This window comes from Sorangium sp. So ce1504, assembly GCF_051521635.1.
Taxonomy (GTDB): Bacteria; Myxococcota_A; Polyangia; order Polyangiales; family Polyangiaceae; genus Sorangium; species Sorangium cellulosum_B.
The window spans coordinates 9,662,154-9,683,373 of sequence record NZ_CP150365.1; the positions used below are offsets into that span (position 1 = coordinate 9,662,154).

The following is a 21,220-nucleotide window of genomic DNA, read 5'->3' on the forward strand; positions in this document are numbered from 1 at the left end:
GGGGGGATGACGACGGGGTTGATCGCTCGAACGCTCGCGTCGGCCGGGTAGGCATAGCTGTTGTGGTTCTGGGGCACCTCCGACCCCCAGCCCCACACGGTTGTCGACCGTGGACTGGGCGCCTGGCGGCGGCGCTGGATCCCACGAGAGGGGCGTCGCAAGGCTGCTCGCCTCTGGACTTCTACTGGGCAAGAAACTTCTTTTCGCAGGGAGAGAGAGGACAGGTCCATCCACCAGCTATGCGAAATCGCGACGTATGCAACGACAGAGAGCAGCCTCCGCATCGGAGCTCTTCTGCATGGCGGCGGATCGAGGAGGGCAAGGCGGCATGTTTCCGCTCGGCGCGGGAGCTGGCCCAGGAGGATGGCAGCGCGGCCAGGTGTTCCTGCCGCCGCTCCAGGCCGAATTTATGAGAAGCATCACACGGCGGACCGGCGCCCATTGCGCGCCGCAGCCCGGTAAGCGAGTGTGACGCCGATGCACCTTGCGCAGCGCCTGGCCGGGCTTGAGCTGTCGGCCATCCCCGTGTGGGTCCTCGACGTGGACCGCTCTCGGGTCTGCTGGGTGAACGAGGCCGGCCTGGACCTGTGGCGGGCGCAGGATCGCGACGAGCTGTTCGCGCGCGATTACTCGACGGTGCCGCCGCCGATCCGGACGCGCTTCCAGGCCCTCGCCGCGCAGCTGCGCGGCGAGGGGGGCGTCGTGCGCGAGAGCTGGACCTTCTACCCGCGCGGGGTGCCAGTGACGGTGACGCTCCACTCCTCGAGCGTCGAGCTCGACGATGGGCGATTCGCGATCTTGAGCCAGGCGCTCCCCACCGACGGAGCGCCTGAGCCGGAGCTCGTCCGAGGTATCGAGGCGCTGCGTCACACCTCCGTGATGATCGCGTTCGTCGACCCGAGCGGAGACCTCCTGATGCAGAACCCAGCGGCTCTGCGGGCGTTCGGCCGCACCAGGACGTGGAGCGCCTGGCTGGGTGAGCCCGGCGAGGCGGACGCGATGCTCAGGGCGGCGCTGGACGGCGACATCGTGACGCGAGAGATGCTCGTCCGCACCGTGGATGGGGAGCGCCTGCACGCGATCGAGGGGCGAGCGGTGCGTGATCCCGTGACGGGCGTCCTGGGGGTCTTGTTCCACCACACGGACGAGACGGCGCGGATAGGCGCGGAGCGCTCCGCCGAGGAGCGCGGCCGCCTGCTGGACGAGCTGAACGCGTCGCTGGCGCTCGTCGAGCGGCAGCGCGGTGAGATCCTCGCCCTCTCCGCGCCCATCCTGGACGTGGGCGAGCGCGCGCTGGCGCTGCCGATCATCGGGGCGCTGAACCGAGAGCGGAGCGCGGAGATCGCGGCGCGGCTCCTGCCTGCGATCGCCGGCAGCGGGGTCGACCGCGTGATACTCGACATGACCGGCGCCGCGGCGCTCGACGACGCCGGCGCCAGGCACCTGATCGAGATGGTACGCGCCATCCGGCTGCTCGGCGCGTCCGCCATGATCACGGGCATCCAGCCCGCGCTGGCCCGCGCCCTGGTGGCATCGGGCTTTGACGGGACGGGCATCACCCTCGTGGGCTCCATCGCCCAGGGCCTCTCGCGTTCAAGGAAGCGATGAGCCGGGGCTACCGTCGTGCTCCGGCCAGGCGTCCGGCGACGCCCCGGCTCGCGCTCGACCGCGACGGCGACGGCGTCATCCAGGATGGAGGCGAGCTACGAAGCTGACCGCGGCAGTGCTAGGGTGCCCCCCGTGCCGACGATCTTCACCAAGGGCGATCTCCTCAACACCCCGGATCTCCACGCGTACGCGCACGGCGTGAGCTGCGTGGGCACGATGGACACGGGGATCTCCGTGACCTTCAAGAAGCGCTGGCCGGGCCTGCTCCCGGCGTTCGAGCAGCGGAGCGCCGAGCGGAAGCTCCAGCTCGGGGAGGCCTTCGTCTGGAGCGAGGGCGGCGACACGGTGTACACCCTCGCGATCCAGGAGAACGCGACGAAGAGGCCCTCGCTCGCCGCGCTCGAGCGCTCGCTCGCCGCGATGGTGACGCACGCCGCCGGGGCGGGGATCGCGCGGATCGGCGTACCGCGCGTGGGCGCCGGCAAGACCGGCCTCGAATGGCTGCGCGTCAAGAGCATCCTCGTCAAGGTCGCCACCGACAAGCCGGTCACGCTCGTTGTCTACGAGCAGTTCGTGCGCGCCCCGGGCGCCTGACCCCAGCGTTGGAGGAAGTGCGCCCCCGCGGCATCGAGACCGGGGCCTCTCGTCCCAGGGCGATGCATGACAGGGGCTGGTGAGCAGGCGCTCACGGTGATCACGACACCGCGCCGCTCCCGGATCCCGGTGCTCGGCGTGCGATCGAGCGGACCGGTCACGGGCTGGGCTTGGCTTTGTCCCGCAGGTAGAGGGCCTCCACCTGCTGCCGGGCCCACGGGGTCCGTCGCAGGAAGTGCAGGCTCGATTTGATGCTGGGATCGTACTTGAAGCAGCGAATGTCGATCATGCGTCCGAGCTGCTCCCAGCCATGCTGCGCGACCAGGTGCTCGAGGATCATCTGGAGCGTGACACCGTGAAGAGGATTGTCGGGCTGGGGCTGAGTCATACCGATGCTCGGGGGGTGATCGCCCCGGAGGGCCAGCGTGAGCCCGCGGTGTAGCACGTCGCGCGGCGGCCGCCGCACGTCGCGGCCGACGACTGGTTGCTGAGAAGATTTTACTTCTTCACCCAGGTCTGGGTCCTGCCGAGGAGGGAGATGCCCAAGAAGCCGCGCACCTTCAGCTTCTTCCCGCCCTCGATCGCCTCGAGCTTGCAGCTATAGGTCTCGCCGTTGTTCGGATCCAGGATCGTACCGTCATCGTACTCGTCGTCATCGCGGACCATGTTCCTGATGATGACGAGCCCCACAATGGGCTTGTTCTTGTCGGCCCCCTCACAGGCGGTGCAGATCTTCGGCTTCCCCTTCTCGTCGAGCGGCTGCTTCAGGCTCACGATCTTGCCGAAGATCTTCCCGCCCCTCTCGTAAATCTCGACCACCGACTGCTCGACCCCCTGCTCATCGATCGTCCGCCACTGGCCGGTCACAGGGAGAGGATCCGCGAGCGCGAGCGAGGTGGCGAGGGAGCAACCCAGGGCGGCAAAAAGAGCCAAGAACCTCTTCATGTCGTCAGAACTCCTTTCATCGGTCTGCGAAGCCACGGCGTTCGGCCCTGGCGTGGTGCTTGATTCGCATGTCGGTGCGCACCGCTGAGCGCGACATGCCTCGGAGGGCGGACGGGGCGCCGCGCCGTTTGTTCATCGGACCGGAGGGAGCGGCGGCGGGAGGCAGGGCTCTGGTCAGGGGGGAGCCGAACGGTCGACATGGCTCCTCTCGCAGCAGCCCCGCGGCGCGGTGGACGTCATTTTCTCCCCCGAGGGTACCGAGCGGGGTCGTGGAGCGCAACGGCGCCGTGCGGCGGCGCGCCGGGACGTTGGGTGGCCGGAGAACGGTTGATTCCACGGGGCTGGATCCCGTCGCGGCCAAGCTACTCACAGCCCGCGTCTCGGCCGCGCGCGTCCGTCCGTGCTGGGCCGGTGCGATTCCGCCGACTGAGGCGGTCATGTAAGGTTCTCTAGGTCAACCAGCGCGCGCAGCGTGGCCGTACGTGATGAAGGGATTGTTCGGGGAGGAGTGAGCCACCTCACCCCGAGAATCATCCGTTCGGCGCCGATCCGGGGCCGGGCCATCGAGGCTGCGCGCTTCGCCAGCAGGCAGCGCGTGCTGGTCGGGTCGTGGGTCTGAACAACGACGAGCGCCCACCCCAGAGAAACCCGCTTGACCCTCTCGCAGCGGGAGGGTCTAGGATGCCTTCAGCTCGAGAGGGAAGGCATGTTTCTGAAGATTGGCGAGCTTGCCCGGCGCACCGGGCTGACCGTTCGCGCCTTGCGGCACTACGACGAGATTGGCCTGCTGGTGCCGTCCGGAAGGTCCATGGGTGGCTATCGCCTGTACGACCGAAAAGACGTCGCCCGGCTGTACCGCATCCAGGCGCTGCAGCGCCTCGATCTGTCGCTGGCTGACATACAAGACTTGCTCGACAACGCGGCCGGCGGGCTTTCGGAGGTGGTGGCCCGGCAGGTGGCGCAGCTCGACCGCGAAATCCTGCAAGCGTCCGCGTTGCGCACCCACCTGCTCGCCGTGCAGGGTCAACTGCAGGCCAACGAAGAGCCCGGCATCGACGACTGGCTCGTGGCGCTCGAAAGCATGGTCGCGGGCTCGAAGTACTTCAGCGAGGACGAGCAGCGCACGCTCAAGGCGCAGCGCGACGGTCTCACCAACGCTGTCGCTGGCCAAGGCCGGCGGCGACGCCGCGCTGGACGCGAAGCTGCAAGCCGCATTCCGCCACGACCCGGCCCTGCGCGCAGGCTCGGGCATCGACGCGACGCTGGCCGACTATGTCGGGCGAGCCATCGCGCGGCTCGACGCCACATCGGCTTCCTGGCGGCTCGACGCCACATCGGCTTCCTGAATGAATTGAATCCCGAAGGCCTCACGTGAACGCAAGAACGCAGCCGCGTGACCTCGCGCTGCACCGCGCACCCCAAGATCGACCCCGAGAGCGGCGAGCTGCACTTCTTCGCGTACTCGCCCGACGGTCCCTGCTCGCCGAGCATGCTCTATGGCGTGATGGACACGCGCTGCGAGGTCACGCAGCTCCAGTCGTTCACAGCGCCGTATGCCAGCATGGTGCACGACTTCATGGTGACGCGCGGGCATGTGCTCTTTCCCGTCACGCCGCTGACGCTCAGCGTGGAACGCGCCATGCGCGGCAAGCCGCTGCTGGCCTGGGATGCAAGCTTGCGGACCCACGTCGGCGTGATGCAGCGCGGGAGCGCGGCCGACACGCTTCGCTGGTTCCAGACCGACGCGTGCCACATGTTCCATGTGATGAATGCCTGGGACGACGGCGACACCATCGTGGCCTACGTCATGCAGTCCGAGACTGCGCCCGGCCTGCCCGATGCCGAGGGCCGCCCCGGCGCCCCCGAGGCGATGGCCGCGCGCCTGTGCCGCTGGACCTTCCACCTGGCGGATGCAGGCACCGGGTTCCGGCGTGACTACCTCGACGATCTCGCGGCGGAGTTTCCACGGATCGACGAGCGCTACACGGGGCGGCGCAACCGCTACGGCTTCACCACCTGCCATGCGACCTCGCGCGCACGAGGCGACTCGGAGAGCGTGCTCTACAACAGCCTTGCCCGATTCGACTTCGACACCGGCGAACGCAGCATTCACACGCTGCCGCACGGCGACGTGGTGTCCGAGCCGGTGTTCGTGCCGCGCGCGGACGACGCGGCCGAGGGCGACGGCTGGCTGCTCGCCGTGGCCTGGCGAGAACGGGAGAAGCGCAGCGATTTGCTGGTGTTCGATGCCATGGGCCTTCCCGCTGGGCCCGTCGCTGTCGCCCGCTTGCCGCACCGCGTGCCATTCGGGTTCCACGGCACCTGGCGGCCCAGCGTGTAACTCGGTTCGGGATGCCGTTCGCGCAGCGCCTCCCCGCGCGCCGCATGCCTCGCGCGGCCTGCGTGGGGAGGATTGGGCGCTCGCCTCGCGGCGCGAGGAGCGCTGGCCGCTCCGCGCGCTCGCTCCTACAAGCGCTCGATGAGGAAGCTCCGGGTCTTGTTGTCGAAGTTGTGGGGGGCGAGGTTCGCGTCTGTCGTGAGGACGCGCGACTCGGCCGAGTAGCGCCAGAGCCCGTCGTAGAGCGTCAGCTTCAAGCCGGAGGGGACGCGGACGGAGCTGACCCTCAGGTCCCATGGGGTGCTGTAAAAGAGGGAGGAGCCGACGCCGTACACGACCGAGCTGCCCGAGAAGCTGGCGTTCTCGTACAAGGTGACCACGTCCAGCTGCGGGTCCGAGGCCTGCGAGACGATGATGCTCGAGATCCCGTCGCTGAAGCCCGCGGCCACGAGATCCGTGTCCGAGGTGAAGACGCGCGCCTCGCCCCCGAAGTTGGCGTGGATGAAGGCCGTGACCCGGAGCCCGGCGGGGACCCTGATGGCGCTCGCGCGGTTGTCTCCGATGATCGTCATGTCCGGGAGGTCGTAGCGGCCGATCCCGAAGCCCTGCGAGATGCCGGAGAAGTTCGAGAGATCGTGGAGCACCACCTGGCCGCTGGGGTGGACGGTGGGGCCGCCGGCGATCGTGGCGTCGATCCACGCGCGGTGGCGCGCGACGTCGACGCCGAGCTGCCTCGCGTGCAGGTTCGTGCCGTCCTGCCCGTTCACGCCCGAGAACACGGCGACCTGACGCCCATCGACGAACCACGGGCCGCCGGAGTCGCCGTTCCAGCCCGAGCCCGTCACGCCCGTCGCCAGGAGCTCCTCGGCGGAGTACCAGCTATCGATGTGGAGGGTCGCCTTCTTGAGCGACGGCGCCATCACCAGCGGCGTGCCCTCGCTCCCCCAGCCGTAAGCCGTCGCGTCGCTGCCGATCGCGACCGACGTCGCCTCGGCCAGCTGGACGACCGGGCCACTGGCGGCCTCGGTCAGGTGGAGCAGCGCGATGTCGGCGACGGCCGAGGGCACCTCGACGGCGTCGACCGCGATGCGCTGGCCCGCGAGGTACGTGTTGCTGCCGACGCGCACGGCCGACGTCTCGCCCTCGTCCGCGACGCAGTGCTGCGCGGTGAGCACCCAGCGCGCCGCGACGAGGGTGCCGGTGCACTGGAAGAAGTCGCCGGTGCTCCCGCGCACGTCGAAGACCTGGACGGCCCAGGGGCTCGCCTCGGCGAGCTCGCCGCCGACGATCGCGGACGAATGCGACCCGAGCGCCTCGAGCGGCTCGTCCGGCGCGCCATCAATCGAGCAGCCCGTGGAGAGGCCGAGCGCGGCGCCCGCGCACACCGCGAGACCAAGCTGATGACCAAGTTCTCTCTTCTTCATTCTGCCTCCACTCATGATTCTGTTCAGACGATCGTTCGCGCCGACGGAGTCCGCCTCCGCCAGGAGCCAGCGTTCGTCAGCAATCAACGTGACGGGGCCTGTGACTGCGGCGCGCCAGGCTCGGCGACGGCGTCTCCGAGCAGACCCATGGGAGCACCGGGCTGAAACCGGTGAAGGGACAGCCGGAGCGGCAGGCCCGGAGTCGGGCGTACGAAATCCGCCCGCGACGGCTCAAGAATCGCGGCCAGAGTATGTTACGCTACCCCGAGCGGCGCCAGGCGGCGATCTGGAACGGCCGCGTTCGAGGCGTGGAACGAGGAGTCGCCCGGACCTACAGCGGCCGGAGCCCGCATGCGCGCGCCGCGTGCTGCAGGAGCCCTCGAAACCAGACGTGCCTCGGATCTCGCTCGTGTCCGGGGTACCCCCGCCAACGACCAGCAGTCGACATAACGCATGAAAAGCACGATCCCCTGATCCGCCTGCAAAAACCGACAGATCCAACGAGTTCACGGTCGGCGCGCTTGTCGCGAAGGGGGAGGCCTCGATGGGGCCCTCAATCTACGGTGTCCTCGCGCACCGGGCCACGACGCCGCGGCTGCGGACCACCGGGTCGAAGTCGACGCGGAAGGAGGAGACCAGCTCCGACGCACCGACGTAGAAGCCCCCGCCCCGGATCACCCGGTCCGAGGAGGGGGCCAAATTTGCACAATCATCGCACGATGAGTCGTACGGGTTCTCGTACCAATCCAAGACCCACTCCCACAGGCTCCCGCCCAGGTCCGCCTGCCCCCACTTTCCATCCCCCTTCGGCGACTTCGACCCAACCGCCTGAACATCGCTGAACGCGCACGAACCGTCGGGCCCGCAGCCATACGCCGCGTACGTGCTGTCGATCGTCGTCGAGCTCGGCGGCTTGGACCACGGATACACCCGCTGCCCGTCCGCTCCGCCGCCTCCCGCCACCGCGTAGTTCCACTCCGCCTCCGTCGGCAGCCGGCCTCCGTCCCACGCGCAGAACGCGAACGCGACGTACCAGTCCAGGCAATTCATCGGAAGGTGCTCGTTCGCGCCGGAGCCATCCGTCCATGTCTGGTAGGTCGACTCGCACTTCACCGCGTCCTTCAATGCCGCTGCACTGGCGGGCAGGCTGCTGTCCCACGACGCGTCCCACCCGCTCCCCGGGATCTTCGGGTGCTCTCCTGCTCGTGCCCTGGGCTTGCTCCCGGGATAGGCCTCCACGAACTTCCGGAACCGTCCCACGGTCACCTCGTACCTATCCAGCAAGAAGCCGCTCACCGTCGCTGGATACGCCGAGTCGTTGCTCCGGTTGAACGTTCCCCCAGGTATCGCCGCACCCGTCGCGCAGCAGCTCTCGTTGCGCCCAGGACCGCACGTCTCCGTCAGCCCGACACAGCTCCGCGGCACGCACTTCCCTCGGTCGCACGCTGGCGCTGCCGCTCCACACGGCGCCGCATCTTCCCATTCCCCGCGCTCATCGCAACGCTGCGGCCGGTTGCCCGTCGCCGTACACTGCACCTGCTCCGGCCCGCACTCCCCACGGCACTTCCCCTCCACGCACGTCTGGTCCACGCACTCTGGGCTCCAGCCCCACCAACCACCCGCACCCGCCCGCCGTGAGCGCCCACCCCGCCCACAGCCATCTCAAACTCTTCCGCTTCGCCATGCTCTGTCCTACTGCCGCGCTGCTCCCCCTGTCCACCGGCGCGCGCCTTCCGCCTCGCGCTCGGCCGCGCCGCCGAGGATCGACCTCACGGTCGATGCCAGCACGGTCCTCGGGGCCAAGGGCGTGGACCGGCCGCGGCCAAGCCCCGGCCTTGGGGAGCTCGCCGTGACCGATCCGTCGCGTCGGGCTGCGGTGGTCGCCTCGCTCGCCAGCACCCTATGCCGCGCCGTCGCCCTCGGGGATGAGGTGGCGGCCCGGGTCGTTCACGAGGCGCTCGGTCGGCGGCTCGGGCTATCGGCGATACCAGAGGTGCGAGCGCGCTCGCGCCGGTAGCACGCGCAAGGCCTACCGCCGACGGGAGGTGGTCTTCGCGGATCCGCACCACATGGCCGAGGAGCAGGCGCCGTTCGGGCCCCACGGGCCCGTCGAGTAGTGCAATCTGCTGAACCAGCTCCTGCTGTCCACGCCCCGGGAGCGCCTCGTTATCCTCCTGGCTGACGAGCGGGCGCAGGTCAGCAGGTCGCCCGGATCCCGAAGATGCCCATCGAATCCGCGTTCCCTCGGCTCCGCCTGGACCGCAAGCACCTCGCGCACGTGCTCAAGCCCTGGAGTCGCTTGCAGTAGACGCCGCCTTCCTGGCCGCTCAGGTGACAGAAGGTTCTCTATGCGATCCGACACCCCCTGGAGAAGCGACGCTCTATCAACAGCTTATCCATGCATCGACGATGAGGCACCCTTCACTCCAGAGCCTGCGGGGGGAGGGGAAGCGGCGGAGACGCGTGCGCGAGCACGGCGAAGGCCAGGAGCGTGGCGACGAGGAGCAGGCGCCGGGAGAGGCGGGGCATGGGAGAAGCCCCTCGACGAATAGCACCACGGTCACGCGCTCGTCGACTGCATCTTCACAAGCACGCGAGGCCCAGCGTCGTCGCCTCGACGAGCTCGCCGCGCCCTCGGGCAGACGTCTCGCGAAGCGGTCGACGCGCGCTCCCTGAGCCACGCCGAGTGCTAAGGTTAACCGGTGCTCGCCCTGGTCCTCCCCACTCTTGCTGCCCTCGTCTTCATCGTCAGCCTATTTTCTTTTTCGAGGGCCTGCGCCCAGCTCCGGCGGAGCAAACAGAAGCTAGGGGACGCGCTCCGCGCCCGCGGCCTCGCCGTTGCCGGCGAGCTCGATTTGCCGCCGTCGCAGAATCACCTCGTCGCGCTCTCCTTGACACGCTCCGACGGCGTGTCCGCGCAGACGCCGGCCGATCTCGCCATCGGCGGCACCACGCTCCTCACCGCCCCGATGCTCTTTCGTGCCGTCGTCGTGAGCGCTCCGCTCGCGGTGCCCGATCAGGTCGTCTGCGATCGCGCCCTCGCGCAGCCGGTGTTCGGGGCGTTCCCGCCGCACCCGGCGTTCACCAGCGATGCGCGCTTCGACGCGCGCTTCGGCGTGTTTCCCGCGCCGTCGTCCTCCGCGTCCGGGTCGCCGAGCTACCGCGACCAGGCTGGCCATCTCCTCGCGTGGGCCACGCCGGCCGTGCTCGCGAACCTCGATCGTTTATCCTTCGTCGCGCTCCACGTGCGCGACGGCCATGCCCGGCTCGCCTTCGCGCCCACCTCGGCCGACGGCCTCGCCGCCGCCATCTCAGTGGCCGATCAGCTCCGGGCCAACGTCGCCCACCGCTCGGTCACCACGCCCGCCGTGCCCGTCCCCGTCGGCCGGAGCGGCGCGACCCACGCCCTCGTCACGGGCCTCGCCTTCGTCCCCATCATGATGTTGACCCTCGTCATATCCGCCGCCAGCAGCAGCATGACGTTCCAAGACGCGACCGAGCGCGCCACGTTCACGCTGGGCGCGAACGAGATCGCCTGCCCCGACGGCGGCATCTACTCGGCGGGACCCGGCTACCGCAAACAGCACCGCACCCACTACTGCTACCAGCCAAACGGCCAGAAGACGCCGGCCCAAACGGGCTTGCTCTGGGTGTGGACGTGGGGCTCCTCGACTGCCCTCGGCGTGGGCTTCCTGCTCTTCGCCAGCGCGTTCCACCGCTCAAGCCGCGCGGGTAGGCTGAAGAGCGCCGCCGAGAACGTGGCGGCGCTGCCTCGACAAGTCGCTTGAGCTTCGTCGTCGCCGGCGGCGGCGTCGTTATCGGCGTGGCCGTCCCATGGTTGATCTGCAAGCTCAACCACCTGCTGCTCAAACCCACCGGGGAGGAGCCAGCGATTCAGATCCTGGCCAGCCTGCTCATTCCGTTCGCCGTATACCCCGCAGGCTGTGGAGTGAAAGCGGCCCCCCTGGATGGGATGAGGCATCATAGGACCGGAGAGTGATGCCGGCAGGCAGCAGGCCTGTGCCGGGAGGCAAGCGCGGCGGCGTGCGCAGGCGACGACCCTCTCGCCGCGATGCTGCATGGCGACGCCATGGCGGAACTGCGGACGCTGGTTGTTGCTCGATCGCGCAGGCTGTTCGATGGCCATCGCGGGGGTGAGCGCCCCCGGTCACGGCCGTGATGGTCGGCCCATCCCGCGGCCGTGGCTGCCGGAGTGCTCAGGCGCGTCAAGGGTGCCCGCGCCGGGGCGCGGCGACTACGCCGCCCTTGACCCGCCCTCCGCGCTCCGGCGACCGTCCCGTGCGGGCGATGGGCGAACGGAGCCTCGGCGGGGGCTCCGGGCACCCGATGGCCATCAACCAGCGCGAGCGAAAAAGGGCCCGCTTCTTTTACCTACGCGCGGCGCTCTTCATCCCGAGGAGCTTGCGACCCACTCGGGTAGTTTGGGTCGACGCAGGCGAGAAATCTGCGGCATGTCCGCCCCGCGAAACTGTCATGCCGATCAGAGGGAGATGGAGCATCCGGACGCCGCCGAAGCGCACGTGTACACGCCCGAACCTTGATGGTCCACGCACGCGCCATTCGCGCATTCGTCGCCCGTGGTGCATGTCGCGCCGTTCGGCCTCTTCGGCGCACAGACGGGTGGGTCGCTCGAGGTGTCGCAGTTGCCCTCTTTGCACTGACTGTCATTGGCGCACGGCTGCCCGTTGGCCTCGGGGTCGCTGCAGATGGTCTCACCACCCGAGTCGTTGCAGTAGCCGCTCAGGCACGCGCGGTCGCTCTCACATGCCTGGCCGTTGGACTTCGCCGCGACGCAAAAAGAGCCACGTTTGCTCGGGCACACAAGGCCATCGCCACATTCGCGCGTGCATGGATCGCCGGACCCCGGCTTCACCACGCACGTACCGAGGTGCGCAAAGAGCGCGACCTCGCAGTAGGTGTCCGCGTCTGCGCATTCCGCGGACAACGCGCAGTCGCCCCCCGTCGCGACCTTCGCGACGAACGCGCCGTCGCATGCGCGCCACGCCCCGGAGGCTCCCATTGCCTCGAAGTCGGCGCACGACAGCGCTTGCAGATGATCGATGCAAGCGCGCGCCGGACCCTCGCGGAACTCGAGCCGCCCTGCCGCGACAGCTTCCGCCTGGAGCGCGGGGTGCGCGCCCATCGAGGATCGGAGCCGGTCCACACACGCGTCTGCAGGAACCGTCACGCCGCAGCATGCGGTGAGGTCCGCACAGAGCGCGCCAAGGATGGCGTCATGGAAGTCGTTGACGGAGAAGTCGTGAACGGGTGAATCAGTGCAGCCGATCACTGTCACGAGCGGGAGGAGCATGATGCCTGCGATCCCATGGCGGACGCGCCTAGTCGGGTCGCCATCGCGGATCTGCCGTCGAAACTCCTTGGCGTTGCGAGTGAGCTCGGCGAGGTTGCTGTAGGGGTCGTCACGTCGGGTGTTACAGGCGTCGTCGTCATAGGGGTAGAGCACAGTCCGCTCCGACGCGTTGCGGGGCAAAAAGTTTGATTTCACAGAGCAACGAGAAAATCGCGTGTGGACGCATGCTCGCGATGGGCAACCACGGCCGGCGCCAGCGTCCGCTCCGACGCCCGGCTCCTGCTGCTGGCAAGTGCAGATCGCCGCCCGGAAGCGTTACCTTCAACCAGCATGGGGTCGATGTCCGCCGGCCGCCGGGTGAGCCAGGGGCCCTTTCGGGCCCCTGGCTCCCCTAAGAACCGTACGTGAGACCTTCGCCTCATATGGCTCAAGCCTTTCCTAAAGCCGCTGTCACGCGACCCGGCTGAGGCGGCCGAGGCCGCCGAGGACGAGAGGATGGTCGGTAGGAGCCTGCGCGCTCCGTGGCGGTGGCCCGGCTCCGGGACTTCCTGAGCTGCCGGAAGTAGTCCCGGAAGGCCGGGTCGAACGCGGTAGCCGCCGCCTGCACCTTGACGTGCCGGCGGATGGGCAGCCCTTGCCGGGGTGTCGCCTCCGCATCCAGCGAATGTGTACCTTCACCGGGTCGATGCGGTGCTGGTGCGCGAGGGCTACGAGGTTACTCGCTACGCCGACGACCTGGTCATCCAGTGCAAAACCGAGCAAGAGGCCCACGCGGCACTCGCCCGGTTGCGCGAGGAGCTGGTCGGACGCGGCCTCACGCTTCACCACGACAAGACCCGGGTGACGCATGTTCGCCGCCGTGGAGGTTCTGATTTCCTCGGCTACCACTTCGAGCAGAGTTGGAGACGACCGAAAAAGCAGGCGCACGAGAGCGCTGCTCGCCGGGTTCCAGACGCACCTCGCGAAACGCCCGTGACTTGTCACGGTGCAACCCGTGACTTGTCACGGTACAACCCGTGACAGGTAGCGGCGCATCGGTCCGCATTTCCAGCTCGGCCGTGCCTTTTCCGCACGGAGCGTGATGGCCGGACGACCCAGGCCATTGCTGAACCTGGCACGAGGCGTGCACGGACCTCCGGGCAGCGGCCGAGGAGGACCGTCGTTCACGACAGCCGCGAGGCATCGGGCATGGGGCCTCCGGACGACGAGCGCCCCGGCAGACCTGGCAGCCAGCGCGCAGGCGACACGGCTGCCACGAGCCCGAGCCGCGCCGATCGTTTGGCTCACGGGCATCGGCAACAGAACCCGTGTGTCGATCTGCGTGCCACGAGCACCGGAGCGGAACCCAAACACATTGACCGAAGCGATATCACCAAACTGCTTTGACGACGAGCTCGGATCGGCGCTGTCGGGGAACGTGAGCGCTAAGGTATCCTACGCGCACGCCGGGAACACCTGGAGCTGCATGACAGGCTCCCCCTCGAATGGCAAATGCCAGACGAGCCGCAGCGTCTTGAGGATAGTCCGCGCAAAGCCATTCCGAGTTCTCAACAATTTTTCGCACCGAGGCGTGAGCGGCCTCCGTTGGCCGCGCCTCCACCATGCGAGGCTTCCGATCCCGCGGACGCCACCAACACCGCATTAACATAAGGTAAAATCTTCCAAGGAGTTATGATCATGCTGCATTCTATGACCTTAGCCGGGCGCCGCGGGATCCGCATCGCCCTTTCCGGCTCGTTGCTGGCCGGCGGGCTGCTGACCGGATGCCAAGTCACCGATGAAAACGGCTCCCCCGCCGGACCCGAGGACACCCTCGTTACCGCGGCCGCCATTACGAACACGGACTTCACCGACGGCAGCGGAAGAATCCGCATCCGGGTGAAGACCTGCGATCCCACCGCGGCTGCGACGACCAATTGCGCCTATTGCATCGCCGACGATGGCTGGGTCCGCATCGGGGGCGGCGCGCAGATCCTGGGGGAGAACAACCCCGGCGCCATGCTGCAGGCATCCTTTCCCAGCCCGAACTTCTTCACGGCAGCCAACTCCTTCGGCTGCACGGGCCCGGCGGGCCATTCGCCCCCGCGCCTCGGGATCGATGACAAATCGACCTGGGTGGTGAGGGCCTCCGGCGCGACCCATCAATTGCAGGCCTATGTCATCCAAATGCAGCTCGTCGATGCCGCCGGTACCGCCTTCACGCCCGCGGTCACCCAGGGCGTGGACTACGTGACAAGCGCCGTCAATCCCCCGTCCAATTACACCGTCGAGACCCCGGAGTCCTGGCTTCTTGACGATTACTTCCTGATCGGCGGAGGCGCGCACGTCCTCAGCACCAACCCGGCCGACAGCATCACCGCCGCCACCGATGCGTACCTGGTGGAATCGCGGCCGGTGGACGGCCCGAACGGAAGGGCCTGGCGCGCCAGCGCCCGGGCCCGAAGCTCTCCGGCCCATGACAATCCGCTCAAGTCGTACGCGATCGGGGTGAAAGCCTGCCCTCCCCAGTGGGACAGCTGCTTCACCTATCCCATGATCAAGGAAATCACCGCGGCGGCGACCACCGGCTACGGCACCGCGACCTACACCATCAGCCCCTCCTGGGTGGGCTCGAGCGTGGGCGGCTATGCCCCCACCACGAGCTCGGGCGCGCGCTTCCTCGCCGATCTCATCCCCTTCAACGGAACCGCGAAAGGGTTCACCGTGCGCAGCAGGGATGACGGCACGGGGGGATCGGGGCAAACCTTCGGCTCCACCTTGGTGTTCGGCCATATCCACGGCCGGTATACATCCAATGCGGTGTTCTTTTCGCGCGGCGGGAATCCCGCCATCCTGAGCCGCCCCGCCGGAACGGACCCCCAGTTGCAAGCCGCCTATTCCGCCGCCGATCAACCGGCGACCCGCTGGCACCTCGAAGCCTTCGGCACGGGCGTCTTCCGGCTGCGGAACGGGAACCCCGACGGGGGCACGGAATGCGCCTACCGCGACGGTACGACTTCCAACGTGCGGGTCAAGGCCTGCGGGACCGGCAACGAATTCATGTGGACCCTCGTCGGCGCCGCCACCGGCTCGAGCACGTTCAAACTGCAGAACGCGACCAATGGTCAATGCCTCGACGTCAACGGGAGCGCTACCCCGACCAATGTGGTCCTCAAGCCATGCGTCACCACGGGCGATCCCATCTACCAATTGTTGTACGTGGACGATTACAATTGGCCCAATTGATCCCCTTGGTGGGACGCGGAGCGTCGGCCTAGATCCAATGCCGGTCAGTTTAGCTCCCGCAACTTCAGATCGGCCGCTTTCGCGAGTCGTTGCTCGTCTTGACCTTCACGGCGCGAGGGTACGATCGCTCAGTGCGGCGTGGGGGTAGGATGAAGCGCCTCAGATCCCGGCCCAACCCCAAATCTCCTGACGCACCATCGCCGGCGTCTTGCTGCGGATGCTCTCGCGTCGGTCGAGCATGTCCGTCTTCAGCTCGTCGTAGCTCTACTGCGGGAAGTCGGCGCAGGGGGCGGACCGCGTCTCGACGAACCGCGCGGCTGGCATCGGGGTCCGGTGCGCGCGGGAGCCGTAGCGGCCGCGTGACCGCGGGTCGAGCGGCCGTCGGCCCCGGAAGAGCAGGCCGCGGCTCCGCGAGGAAGCGAGAGCCTCGGCGCACCTTTCTTCGAGCGTGGTCCGACATCGCCTAACCTGCGCCTCCCTCTTGCTGGAGCGAACGGATGCGACGCACCACCCTCTGGTTATCGATCTTGACCTCGGCGACGCTGGCGACGGTGGCCTGTGGCGATGACGACGGCGCGGGCAGCGGCGGCGCCGACGCGACCAGCAGCTCGAGCGCCGCGGGCGGCTCAGGTGGCGATGGGGGCTCAGGCGCGACCAGCAGCTCGGGGTCCGCGGGCGACGGCGCCGGCGGCTCGGGCGGCGACGGCGCCGGCGGCTCGGGCGGCGACGGCGCCGGCGGCGCGGGCGGCGACGGCGCCGGCGGCGCGGGCGGCGGGCACACGACGCCGCCGGCCGGCGAGGACTGGACGCGCGATATCCTCTCGACCGCGCTCGAGCTCGACCTCGCCAGCCTCACCGGCAGGGCGACGATCGTGCTCGCCGCGTCGGACAGCACGGCCGCGTCGTTCGAGATCGGCGACCTCGACATCGCGTCGGTCGCGGATGGGTCGGGCGCCCTCGATCACGAGGTGAGCTCCGGCAGGCTCGACGTCGGGGTGCCGTCGACCGGGAGCGACGCCACGATCATCATCGATTACACCTTCAAGCCACACGAGGACTTCGATGGGTGGATGCCCGGCTCGGGTGTCTCGTTTCTCTGGCCTTATTTCTGCGGCAACCTCTTCCCGTGCAAGTCCGATCCCGCGGACGGCGTGCGGTTCACGATGCCCGTGACCGGGGTGCCGGAGGGCATGACCGCGGTCTACCCCGAGAGCATCCCCACCGACGCGCCTTCCTACATGCCCGCGATCGCGGTCGCCGAGCTCACGCGGCTGGAGCTCGGCACCACCACCGGCGGCACCCGCGTGAGCGTGTGGCACCTTCCCGGCCAGGAGGCCGACGCGGCGGCGGGCACCGAGCACCTCGTCGGGGTGTTCGATTTCCTGGAGACCACGTACGGCCCCTACCCCTTCGGCGACAGCGTCGGGACGGTCTCGGCCAACTGGGGCGGCGGAGACCTTGGCGGCATGGAGCACCACCCGTTCTGGCACCTCTCGAGCGGCTCTCTCGACAGCGAGGAGGTCAACGCGCACGAGGCCGCGCACGGCTGGTTCGGCAACGGCGTGCGCATCGCCTGCTGGGAGGACTTCATCCTGTCCGAGGGCACCGCCACGTACATGGCGGCCCGCGCGCTCGAGGAGCTCGGGGTGGACGCGTGGGCCTCGTATGAGTGCTCGCTCAGGTCGGTCTGCGATCCGGAGGCCGGCCGTAACACCATCGCGCTGCCGGGCACCTGCAATGAGATCGACATCCTGAACGACCCGCTCTGGTCGCAAGCGCCCTACATGAAGGGGGCTTTCTTCTTCCGCGAGGTCGCGGAGGTGATCGGCGTCGACGTGCTCGACCGGACGCTCGGCGCCTTCTACACCGCCAACGTGGGGAAGGGCGCGCGCATGCAGGACCTCCTCGACGCCATCAAGGCAGCCACAGACAGCGCCGGGGCCGATGTGGTCGATGCGCTGATCACGGAGTGGCTGCGCACCCTGGAGTGCCCGGTCGACCTCGCGTCCCTCTGCCCTCCCTGACACAGCGTTTCCCGAGGAGGCCTGCGGGCGGTCGTCGCCCTGTATTGGCTGCGGATCGAGGTGCTCTGGATCCGGGAAGACCTGCGCGGCCAGCGCATCGGCTCCCGGCTGCTGGCGGAGGCCGAACAAGCGGGCCGCGAGCTCGGCGCACGGAACGCGGCGCTGGAGACCTTCGAGCGGCAGGCGCCGGCGTTCTATGCGAAAAATGGCTACCGGGAGGCGGCACGGCTGGACGACTACTACCTGGCGGTCATGAGGAAAAGGCTGTGAGCGCGCCACCAGGCGCGATGCCGATCGAACAAGGGAAGGAACGGACATGACGCTCAAGCGGATGGACAACGTGCTCATCGTTGTCGACGACCTCGAGGCCACCAAGGCGTTCTTCATTGCACTGGGGCTGGAGCTCGAGGGCGAGACGACGGTCGAAGGGCCCGATATCGGGCGATTGATCGGGCTCCAGGACGTGCGCGCCACCCTCGCCATGCTGCGGACCCCCGATGGGCAAGGCGTCGAACTAGACAAGTTCCACACGCCCGCCGCGATCCGGTTCGGGCCCGTGGATGCACCCGTGAACGCGTTCGGCCTGCGTCGCATCATGTTCGCCGTCGACGACATCGACGCCATGCTTGCGCGGTTGCGTGCGCACGGGGCGGAGGTCATCGGCGAGATGCGGTACGGTGCCTCTTACCGGCTCGCCTACATCCGCGGGCCCGAGGGGATCATCGTGGCGCTTGCCGAGCAGCTTGGCTGAGCACCGTGCAGTGGCCTTCGCCACCATCGGGTGAACGCTTCATGGCAGTCGCCACGCACGCATGATCGACACCCAGTACGTCACCCGCCTGGGCCTCAAGCCCGACCTCGACCCCGCCACGTGGGCGGCGTACCCCTTCACCCTGCCGGCGGTCCGTGACCTGGCCGATCCCCTGAAGCTGCACCCCAAGGTCACCTTCTTCATCGGCGAGAACGGCTCCGGCAAGTCGACCGTGCTGGAGGCGCTGGCCGTGTCGGTGGGCTTCAACCCCGAGGGCGGCAGGCGCAACTTCCTTCCTCGTACGGCGAGAGCAGGCGGTCACGGATGAGCGCGTGCGTCTCGTCGATGGCGAAACAGGCGAAAACCATGGAAATCGCTACTGTTTCCGGCGGCCGATCGTTATCAACCGGTTTTTCTGGCGGGACGAATCCGTGGGGGCGAACCGTCGCGATCCGGTGCTTTGCCCGGGATTTCAGGGAGGCGTGACGACGGATCGCAGCCCGTCGGTGGGGGTGGGCCCAACCCGGGCCCAACCGGCGAGCCTCGATCCTGGGAAGCTCGCGTCGGCCGACGCGTCGCCTCGGCTCGTCGTGGTCGCCTCGCTCGCCGGCACCCTGAACCGCGCCGTCGCCCTCGGGGATGAGGAGGCGGCGCGGATCGTTCACGAGGCGATCGGTCGGCTGCTCGGCCTGGTGCCAGCACCGGAGAGGAGAGAAAGGTCGCGCCGACGGTAGCAAGCCGCATTGACGACGCGCCCGGATAGGACAGGTGCGGAGATCCGCGGAGAGCGAACCGTCTTGCCCTTGGCCGGCACTGTCGGAGATGGCGGCCGAGGTGGCACAGGACCGGAGCAGGCGAGAACCAGCGCCAGCAGGCCGAAAGCGAGCCATACGATGAGAGGATAGCCCGCGCAAAGCCATTCCGACCTGTCAAGAATTCCCCGCCAACGACCAGCAGTTGACATAACGTACAAAAAGTACGATCCACTGATCCGCCTACAAAAAACCAACAGATCCAACGAGTTTACTCGATTGTTTAATATTGCCTACACCACGCTGGCAACACGCTCGTGCGACCGAGGGCCGCCTCGACCATGCGCGCGGCGTCCTCGTCCCCGCTGTCCTCCAGCACGCGGTGGGGTGCATGCGCAGGGGGCGAGTGTGCCTCAGAGAGGAGGGGGCGTGCCTCGGACGGGCGGTGGCGTGCCGGCGAGGGGCCGCGTCGGCGGATCGGGGAGGCTCGCGGCCCAAGCAGCCGTTGGCATGGTGCGCTCATCGAGCGAGGCTCCGTACAGGCGCGAGTTGCCGATGAAGACGATCCCCGTTCTCGCGGTCGCTGTCATGGGGCTTTGCATGGCCGCAGGGGCGGGTTGCCTTTCAGAAGAGAAGCCCAAAGGCCTCAACGGCTGGGATGGTGGGGTGCCTCCTGAACGGGAAGAGTGCACCGTGCAGACGTTGGACTGCTTCGACAGGTGCTACAAGCGGAAGGCGAGCCCCGCATGCATCGGGTGCTGTCGGGACCACGACTTTCTTTGCAGTACGCAGCAGAAATACTCCTACGATTTCTGCGAGGGCGGCCAGTAGCAGAAGGGCGTTATTCGCGCGTCGCTGCTCGCCGGCCCGACGCCGCTCAAGGACACGGGGGAGGTCGCGTCAGGTCGTATTCTGGGCCCGCAATGCGCCCTTCGCGCTCGACGCGGCAGCAATCGGCCTCGACCAGTCCGCGACGTGGGACTTCACGAACACGGATTTCGCGGGCCCGGGACCGATCATCGTCGCCGGCATGCGCGAGAACGCGTCGAACCCGAGCGCGCCCGTGAGCGGTCCTGGCGTAGGGCGTGCGCTCTTCCCGACGGGGGATAGCCCCCTTGAAGGGGCGGTCTGGTCGCTCGTCGCCCCCGGCAGCGGCGAGCTGCGGCGGCTCTACTTCCGCACGATGTTCGCTCTGAGCTCCCCCTACGCCGCGAGCACGGGACTCGAGGGGTTCTTCCTGATGACCGTGCGCGAGGTAACCGGCGGCACGCTCGGCCAGAGCACGATTGGCCTCCTGGCGGCGCAGAAGCCGACAAACCTCGACGAGGCCCTGTCGGTCCCGATGCGCTTCTCTCTCGGCGTCCTTACGCCAAACGGTCCTTCGTATCCGCAGACGTCCGGGCCGGAGCTCGCGCGCGGGACCTGGCACCAGATCGAGGCCTACTTCGTCGCGAACACGCCGGACCAGGAGGACGGCGTCGGGTGCGTCTGGCTCGACGGCGTCCTGATCGTCGAAAAGGCGGGCGTCAAGTGGGCGAACGGCGACTTCTACTGGTCGGAGGCCTCCTGGTTCGACCGGCGCATCGATGCCGCTTTCGGGGTGCCCGACGGCGGTCAGCACGTCGACCACGACCACCTCGAGGTCTTCTGGTCCCAGACGCGCGAGTAGCGCTGCGATTTTGCGACGATCACCTGCGGCGCGATGTTCGATGGGAACACCGCCATGACGCGATTGCCGGTGTGGAGCGCGCCCCGTCGCGCGCTCACATCGAGCTCAGAGGTGAATGCCTTTGTGTGGGTGCTCATCCCACGCATGCAGTCGGTGGGAGCGACGCGCCTGCCGCACGTGGATCCCCGAAATCGGGCATCCGATGAGAGGATCTGCCGATTGTCAAGAAGAGTGAAGGAAATGCTCGCATGCGGTCGCTTGACAGCGCTCGATCGCCATGACAAGCCTGCCCGGAACGTTATGAGCGCCTCGGCGGCACTCAGCAGGACGTTGCGCAGGTCCTTGTGATGGCAACGTGATGACGGCGTGATGGCAAGCCGCGCCCGGCCCTTGCTGTTTCCGCGTTCGAAGGCCCCTGGAACCCGAGACTCAGCGTTGCCGAGGACCGCAGCGGAGGTCCGCTGTTCGTCCTCGGGCATCGTTCACTCTTGCTTTTGATACCACCATGCCAACCCATCAAGACAATCGTTCCAACATCGTGTCACGCCATGTTTCCTT

General features: G+C 68.2%; 20 protein-coding genes and 1 pseudogene. 15 read left to right on the forward strand and 6 right to left on the reverse strand.

Going from position 1 to position 21,220, the window contains the following annotated elements:
* Positions 1-477 precede the first annotated feature (477 nt).
* Together WMF39_RS36395 and WMF39_RS36400 are read left to right on the forward strand one after the other, a co-directional pair.
* On the forward strand, positions 478-1,608 hold the full coding sequence (locus tag WMF39_RS36395; RefSeq protein WP_437741072.1) for an STAS domain-containing protein: 1,131 nt from the start codon (positions 478-480) through the stop codon (positions 1,606-1,608).
* A 132-nt stretch (positions 1,609-1,740) separates the two neighbouring features.
* A complete protein-coding gene (locus WMF39_RS36400) occupies positions 1,741-2,202 on the forward strand; it encodes a macro domain-containing protein (protein WP_437294573.1) in 462 nt (153 codons plus the stop codon).
* A gap of 157 nt (positions 2,203-2,359) precedes the next feature.
* Here the strand turns inward: WMF39_RS36400 and WMF39_RS36405 are convergent, their stop codons facing one another.
* On the reverse strand, positions 2,360-2,590 hold the full coding sequence (locus WMF39_RS36405; RefSeq protein ID WP_044966495.1) for a VF530 family DNA-binding protein: 231 nt from the start codon (positions 2,588-2,590) through the stop codon (positions 2,360-2,362).
* Positions 2,591-2,700: 110 nt separating this feature from the next.
* Positions 2,701-3,147 (reverse strand): DUF2147 domain-containing protein, encoded by a 447-nt coding sequence (locus tag WMF39_RS36410; RefSeq protein ID WP_437741073.1) that lies wholly within the window; start codon positions 3,145-3,147, stop codon positions 2,701-2,703.
* Between the two features lie 706 nt (positions 3,148-3,853).
* Here WMF39_RS36410 and WMF39_RS36415 point away from each other — a divergent pair.
* Positions 3,854-4,522, forward strand: a complete 669-nt coding sequence (locus WMF39_RS36415; RefSeq protein ID WP_437741074.1) for a MerR family transcriptional regulator — start codon at positions 3,854-3,856, stop codon at positions 4,520-4,522.
* Between the two features lie 18 nt (positions 4,523-4,540).
* Positions 4,541-5,488: a carotenoid oxygenase family protein gene (locus WMF39_RS36420; protein WP_437741075.1), complete on the forward strand. Its 948-nt coding sequence runs from the start codon at positions 4,541-4,543 to the stop codon at positions 5,486-5,488.
* A gap of 125 nt (positions 5,489-5,613) precedes the next feature.
* Here WMF39_RS36420 and WMF39_RS36425 read toward each other — a convergent pair whose 3' ends face one another.
* Both WMF39_RS36425 and WMF39_RS36430 read right to left on the reverse strand, forming a co-directional pair.
* A complete protein-coding gene (locus WMF39_RS36425; RefSeq protein ID WP_437741076.1) occupies positions 5,614-6,909 on the reverse strand; it encodes a trypsin-like serine protease in 1,296 nt (431 codons plus the stop codon).
* Between the two features lie 558 nt (positions 6,910-7,467).
* Complete coding sequence (locus WMF39_RS36430) at positions 7,468-8,205, reverse strand: formylglycine-generating enzyme family protein (RefSeq protein ID WP_437748075.1); 738 nt, start codon at positions 8,203-8,205, stop codon at positions 7,468-7,470.
* A gap of 1,406 nt (positions 8,206-9,611) precedes the next feature.
* On the opposite strand from WMF39_RS36430, the gene WMF39_RS36435 reads away from it, so the two are divergent.
* Positions 9,612-10,697: a hypothetical protein gene (locus WMF39_RS36435; protein ID WP_437741077.1), complete on the forward strand. Its 1,086-nt coding sequence runs from the start codon at positions 9,612-9,614 to the stop codon at positions 10,695-10,697.
* Complete coding sequence (locus tag WMF39_RS36440) at positions 10,694-10,909, forward strand: hypothetical protein (protein WP_437741078.1); 216 nt, start codon at positions 10,694-10,696, stop codon at positions 10,907-10,909. The genes WMF39_RS36435 and WMF39_RS36440 overlap by 4 nt, the downstream gene beginning before the upstream one ends.
* Positions 10,910-11,410: 501 nt before the next feature.
* Here the strand turns inward: WMF39_RS36440 and WMF39_RS36445 are convergent.
* Positions 11,411-12,394, reverse strand: coding sequence for a hypothetical protein (locus WMF39_RS36445; RefSeq protein ID WP_437741079.1), 984 nt, complete (start codon positions 12,392-12,394; stop codon positions 11,411-11,413).
* Positions 12,395-12,907: 513 nt separating this feature from the next.
* Here WMF39_RS36445 and WMF39_RS36450 point away from each other — a divergent pair.
* The 9 genes and pseudogenes from WMF39_RS36450 (at position 12,908) to WMF39_RS36490 (ending at position 20,662) form a co-directional block, all read left to right on the forward strand.
* Complete coding sequence (locus tag WMF39_RS36450) at positions 12,908-13,261, forward strand: reverse transcriptase domain-containing protein (RefSeq protein WP_437741080.1); 354 nt, start codon at positions 12,908-12,910, stop codon at positions 13,259-13,261.
* A 651-nt stretch (positions 13,262-13,912) separates the two neighbouring features.
* Positions 13,913-15,466 carry an RICIN domain-containing protein gene (locus tag WMF39_RS36455; protein WP_437741081.1) on the forward strand — a complete coding sequence of 518 codons (1,554 nt, stop codon included), beginning with the start codon at positions 13,913-13,915 and terminating at the stop codon, positions 15,464-15,466.
* A gap of 497 nt (positions 15,467-15,963) precedes the next feature.
* Complete coding sequence (locus WMF39_RS36460; protein WP_437741082.1) at positions 15,964-17,490, forward strand: M1 family metallopeptidase; 1,527 nt, start codon at positions 15,964-15,966, stop codon at positions 17,488-17,490.
* A 60-nt stretch (positions 17,491-17,550) separates the two neighbouring features.
* On the forward strand, positions 17,551-17,760 hold the full coding sequence (locus WMF39_RS36465; RefSeq protein ID WP_437741083.1) for a GNAT family N-acetyltransferase: 210 nt from the start codon (positions 17,551-17,553) through the stop codon (positions 17,758-17,760).
* A 46-nt stretch (positions 17,761-17,806) separates the two neighbouring features.
* The gene (locus WMF39_RS36470) at positions 17,807-18,241 is read left to right on the forward strand and encodes a VOC family protein (protein ID WP_437741084.1); all 435 of its coding nucleotides are present in this window, start codon (positions 17,807-17,809) and stop codon (positions 18,239-18,241) included.
* Between the two features lie 61 nt (positions 18,242-18,302).
* Positions 18,303-18,533, forward strand: a pseudogene (locus tag WMF39_RS36475) (AAA family ATPase); the annotation flags it as partial.
* Positions 18,534-18,573: 40 nt separating this feature from the next.
* Positions 18,574-18,975, forward strand: a complete 402-nt coding sequence (locus WMF39_RS36480; protein ID WP_437741085.1) for a hypothetical protein — start codon at positions 18,574-18,576, stop codon at positions 18,973-18,975.
* A gap of 711 nt (positions 18,976-19,686) precedes the next feature.
* Entirely contained in the window at positions 19,687-19,824 is a 138-nt protein-coding gene (locus tag WMF39_RS36485; protein WP_437741086.1) for a hypothetical protein, read from the forward strand.
* Positions 19,825-20,023: 199 nt separating this feature from the next.
* The gene (locus WMF39_RS36490) at positions 20,024-20,662 is read left to right on the forward strand and encodes a hypothetical protein (protein WP_437741087.1); all 639 of its coding nucleotides are present in this window, start codon (positions 20,024-20,026) and stop codon (positions 20,660-20,662) included.
* On the opposite strand, the gene WMF39_RS36495 is transcribed toward WMF39_RS36490, so the two are convergent.
* A complete protein-coding gene (locus tag WMF39_RS36495; RefSeq protein ID WP_437741088.1) occupies positions 20,608-21,141 on the reverse strand; it encodes a hypothetical protein in 534 nt (177 codons plus the stop codon). The two genes, WMF39_RS36490 and WMF39_RS36495, sit on opposite strands and share 55 nt — an antisense overlap.
* Between the last annotated feature and the right edge of the window lie 79 nt (positions 21,142-21,220).

Coding starts and splice junctions, on each gene's coding strand:
- WMF39_RS36395 (WP_437741072.1), top strand. CDS start 478: ATGCACCTTGCGCAGCGCCTGGCCGGGCTTGAGCTGTCGGCCATCCCC.
- WMF39_RS36405 (WP_044966495.1), bottom strand. CDS start 2,590: ATGACTCAGCCCCAGCCCGACAATCCTCTTCACGGTGTCACGCTCCAG.
- WMF39_RS36410 (WP_437741073.1), bottom strand. CDS start 3,147: ATGAAGAGGTTCTTGGCTCTTTTTGCCGCCCTGGGTTGCTCCCTCGCC.
- WMF39_RS36415 (WP_437741074.1), top strand. CDS start 3,854: ATGTTTCTGAAGATTGGCGAGCTTGCCCGGCGCACCGGGCTGACCGTT.
- WMF39_RS36425 (WP_437741076.1), bottom strand. CDS start 6,909: ATGAAGAAGAGAGAACTTGGTCATCAGCTTGGTCTCGCGGTGTGCGCG.
- WMF39_RS36455 (WP_437741081.1), top strand. CDS start 13,913: ATGATCATGCTGCATTCTATGACCTTAGCCGGGCGCCGCGGGATCCGC.
- WMF39_RS36460 (WP_437741082.1), top strand. CDS start 15,964: ATGCGACGCACCACCCTCTGGTTATCGATCTTGACCTCGGCGACGCTG.
- WMF39_RS36470 (WP_437741084.1), top strand. CDS start 17,807: ATGACGCTCAAGCGGATGGACAACGTGCTCATCGTTGTCGACGACCTC.
- WMF39_RS36490 (WP_437741087.1), top strand. CDS start 20,024: ATGCGCGAGAACGCGTCGAACCCGAGCGCGCCCGTGAGCGGTCCTGGC.
- WMF39_RS36495 (WP_437741088.1), bottom strand. CDS start 21,141: ATGCCCGAGGACGAACAGCGGACCTCCGCTGCGGTCCTCGGCAACGCT.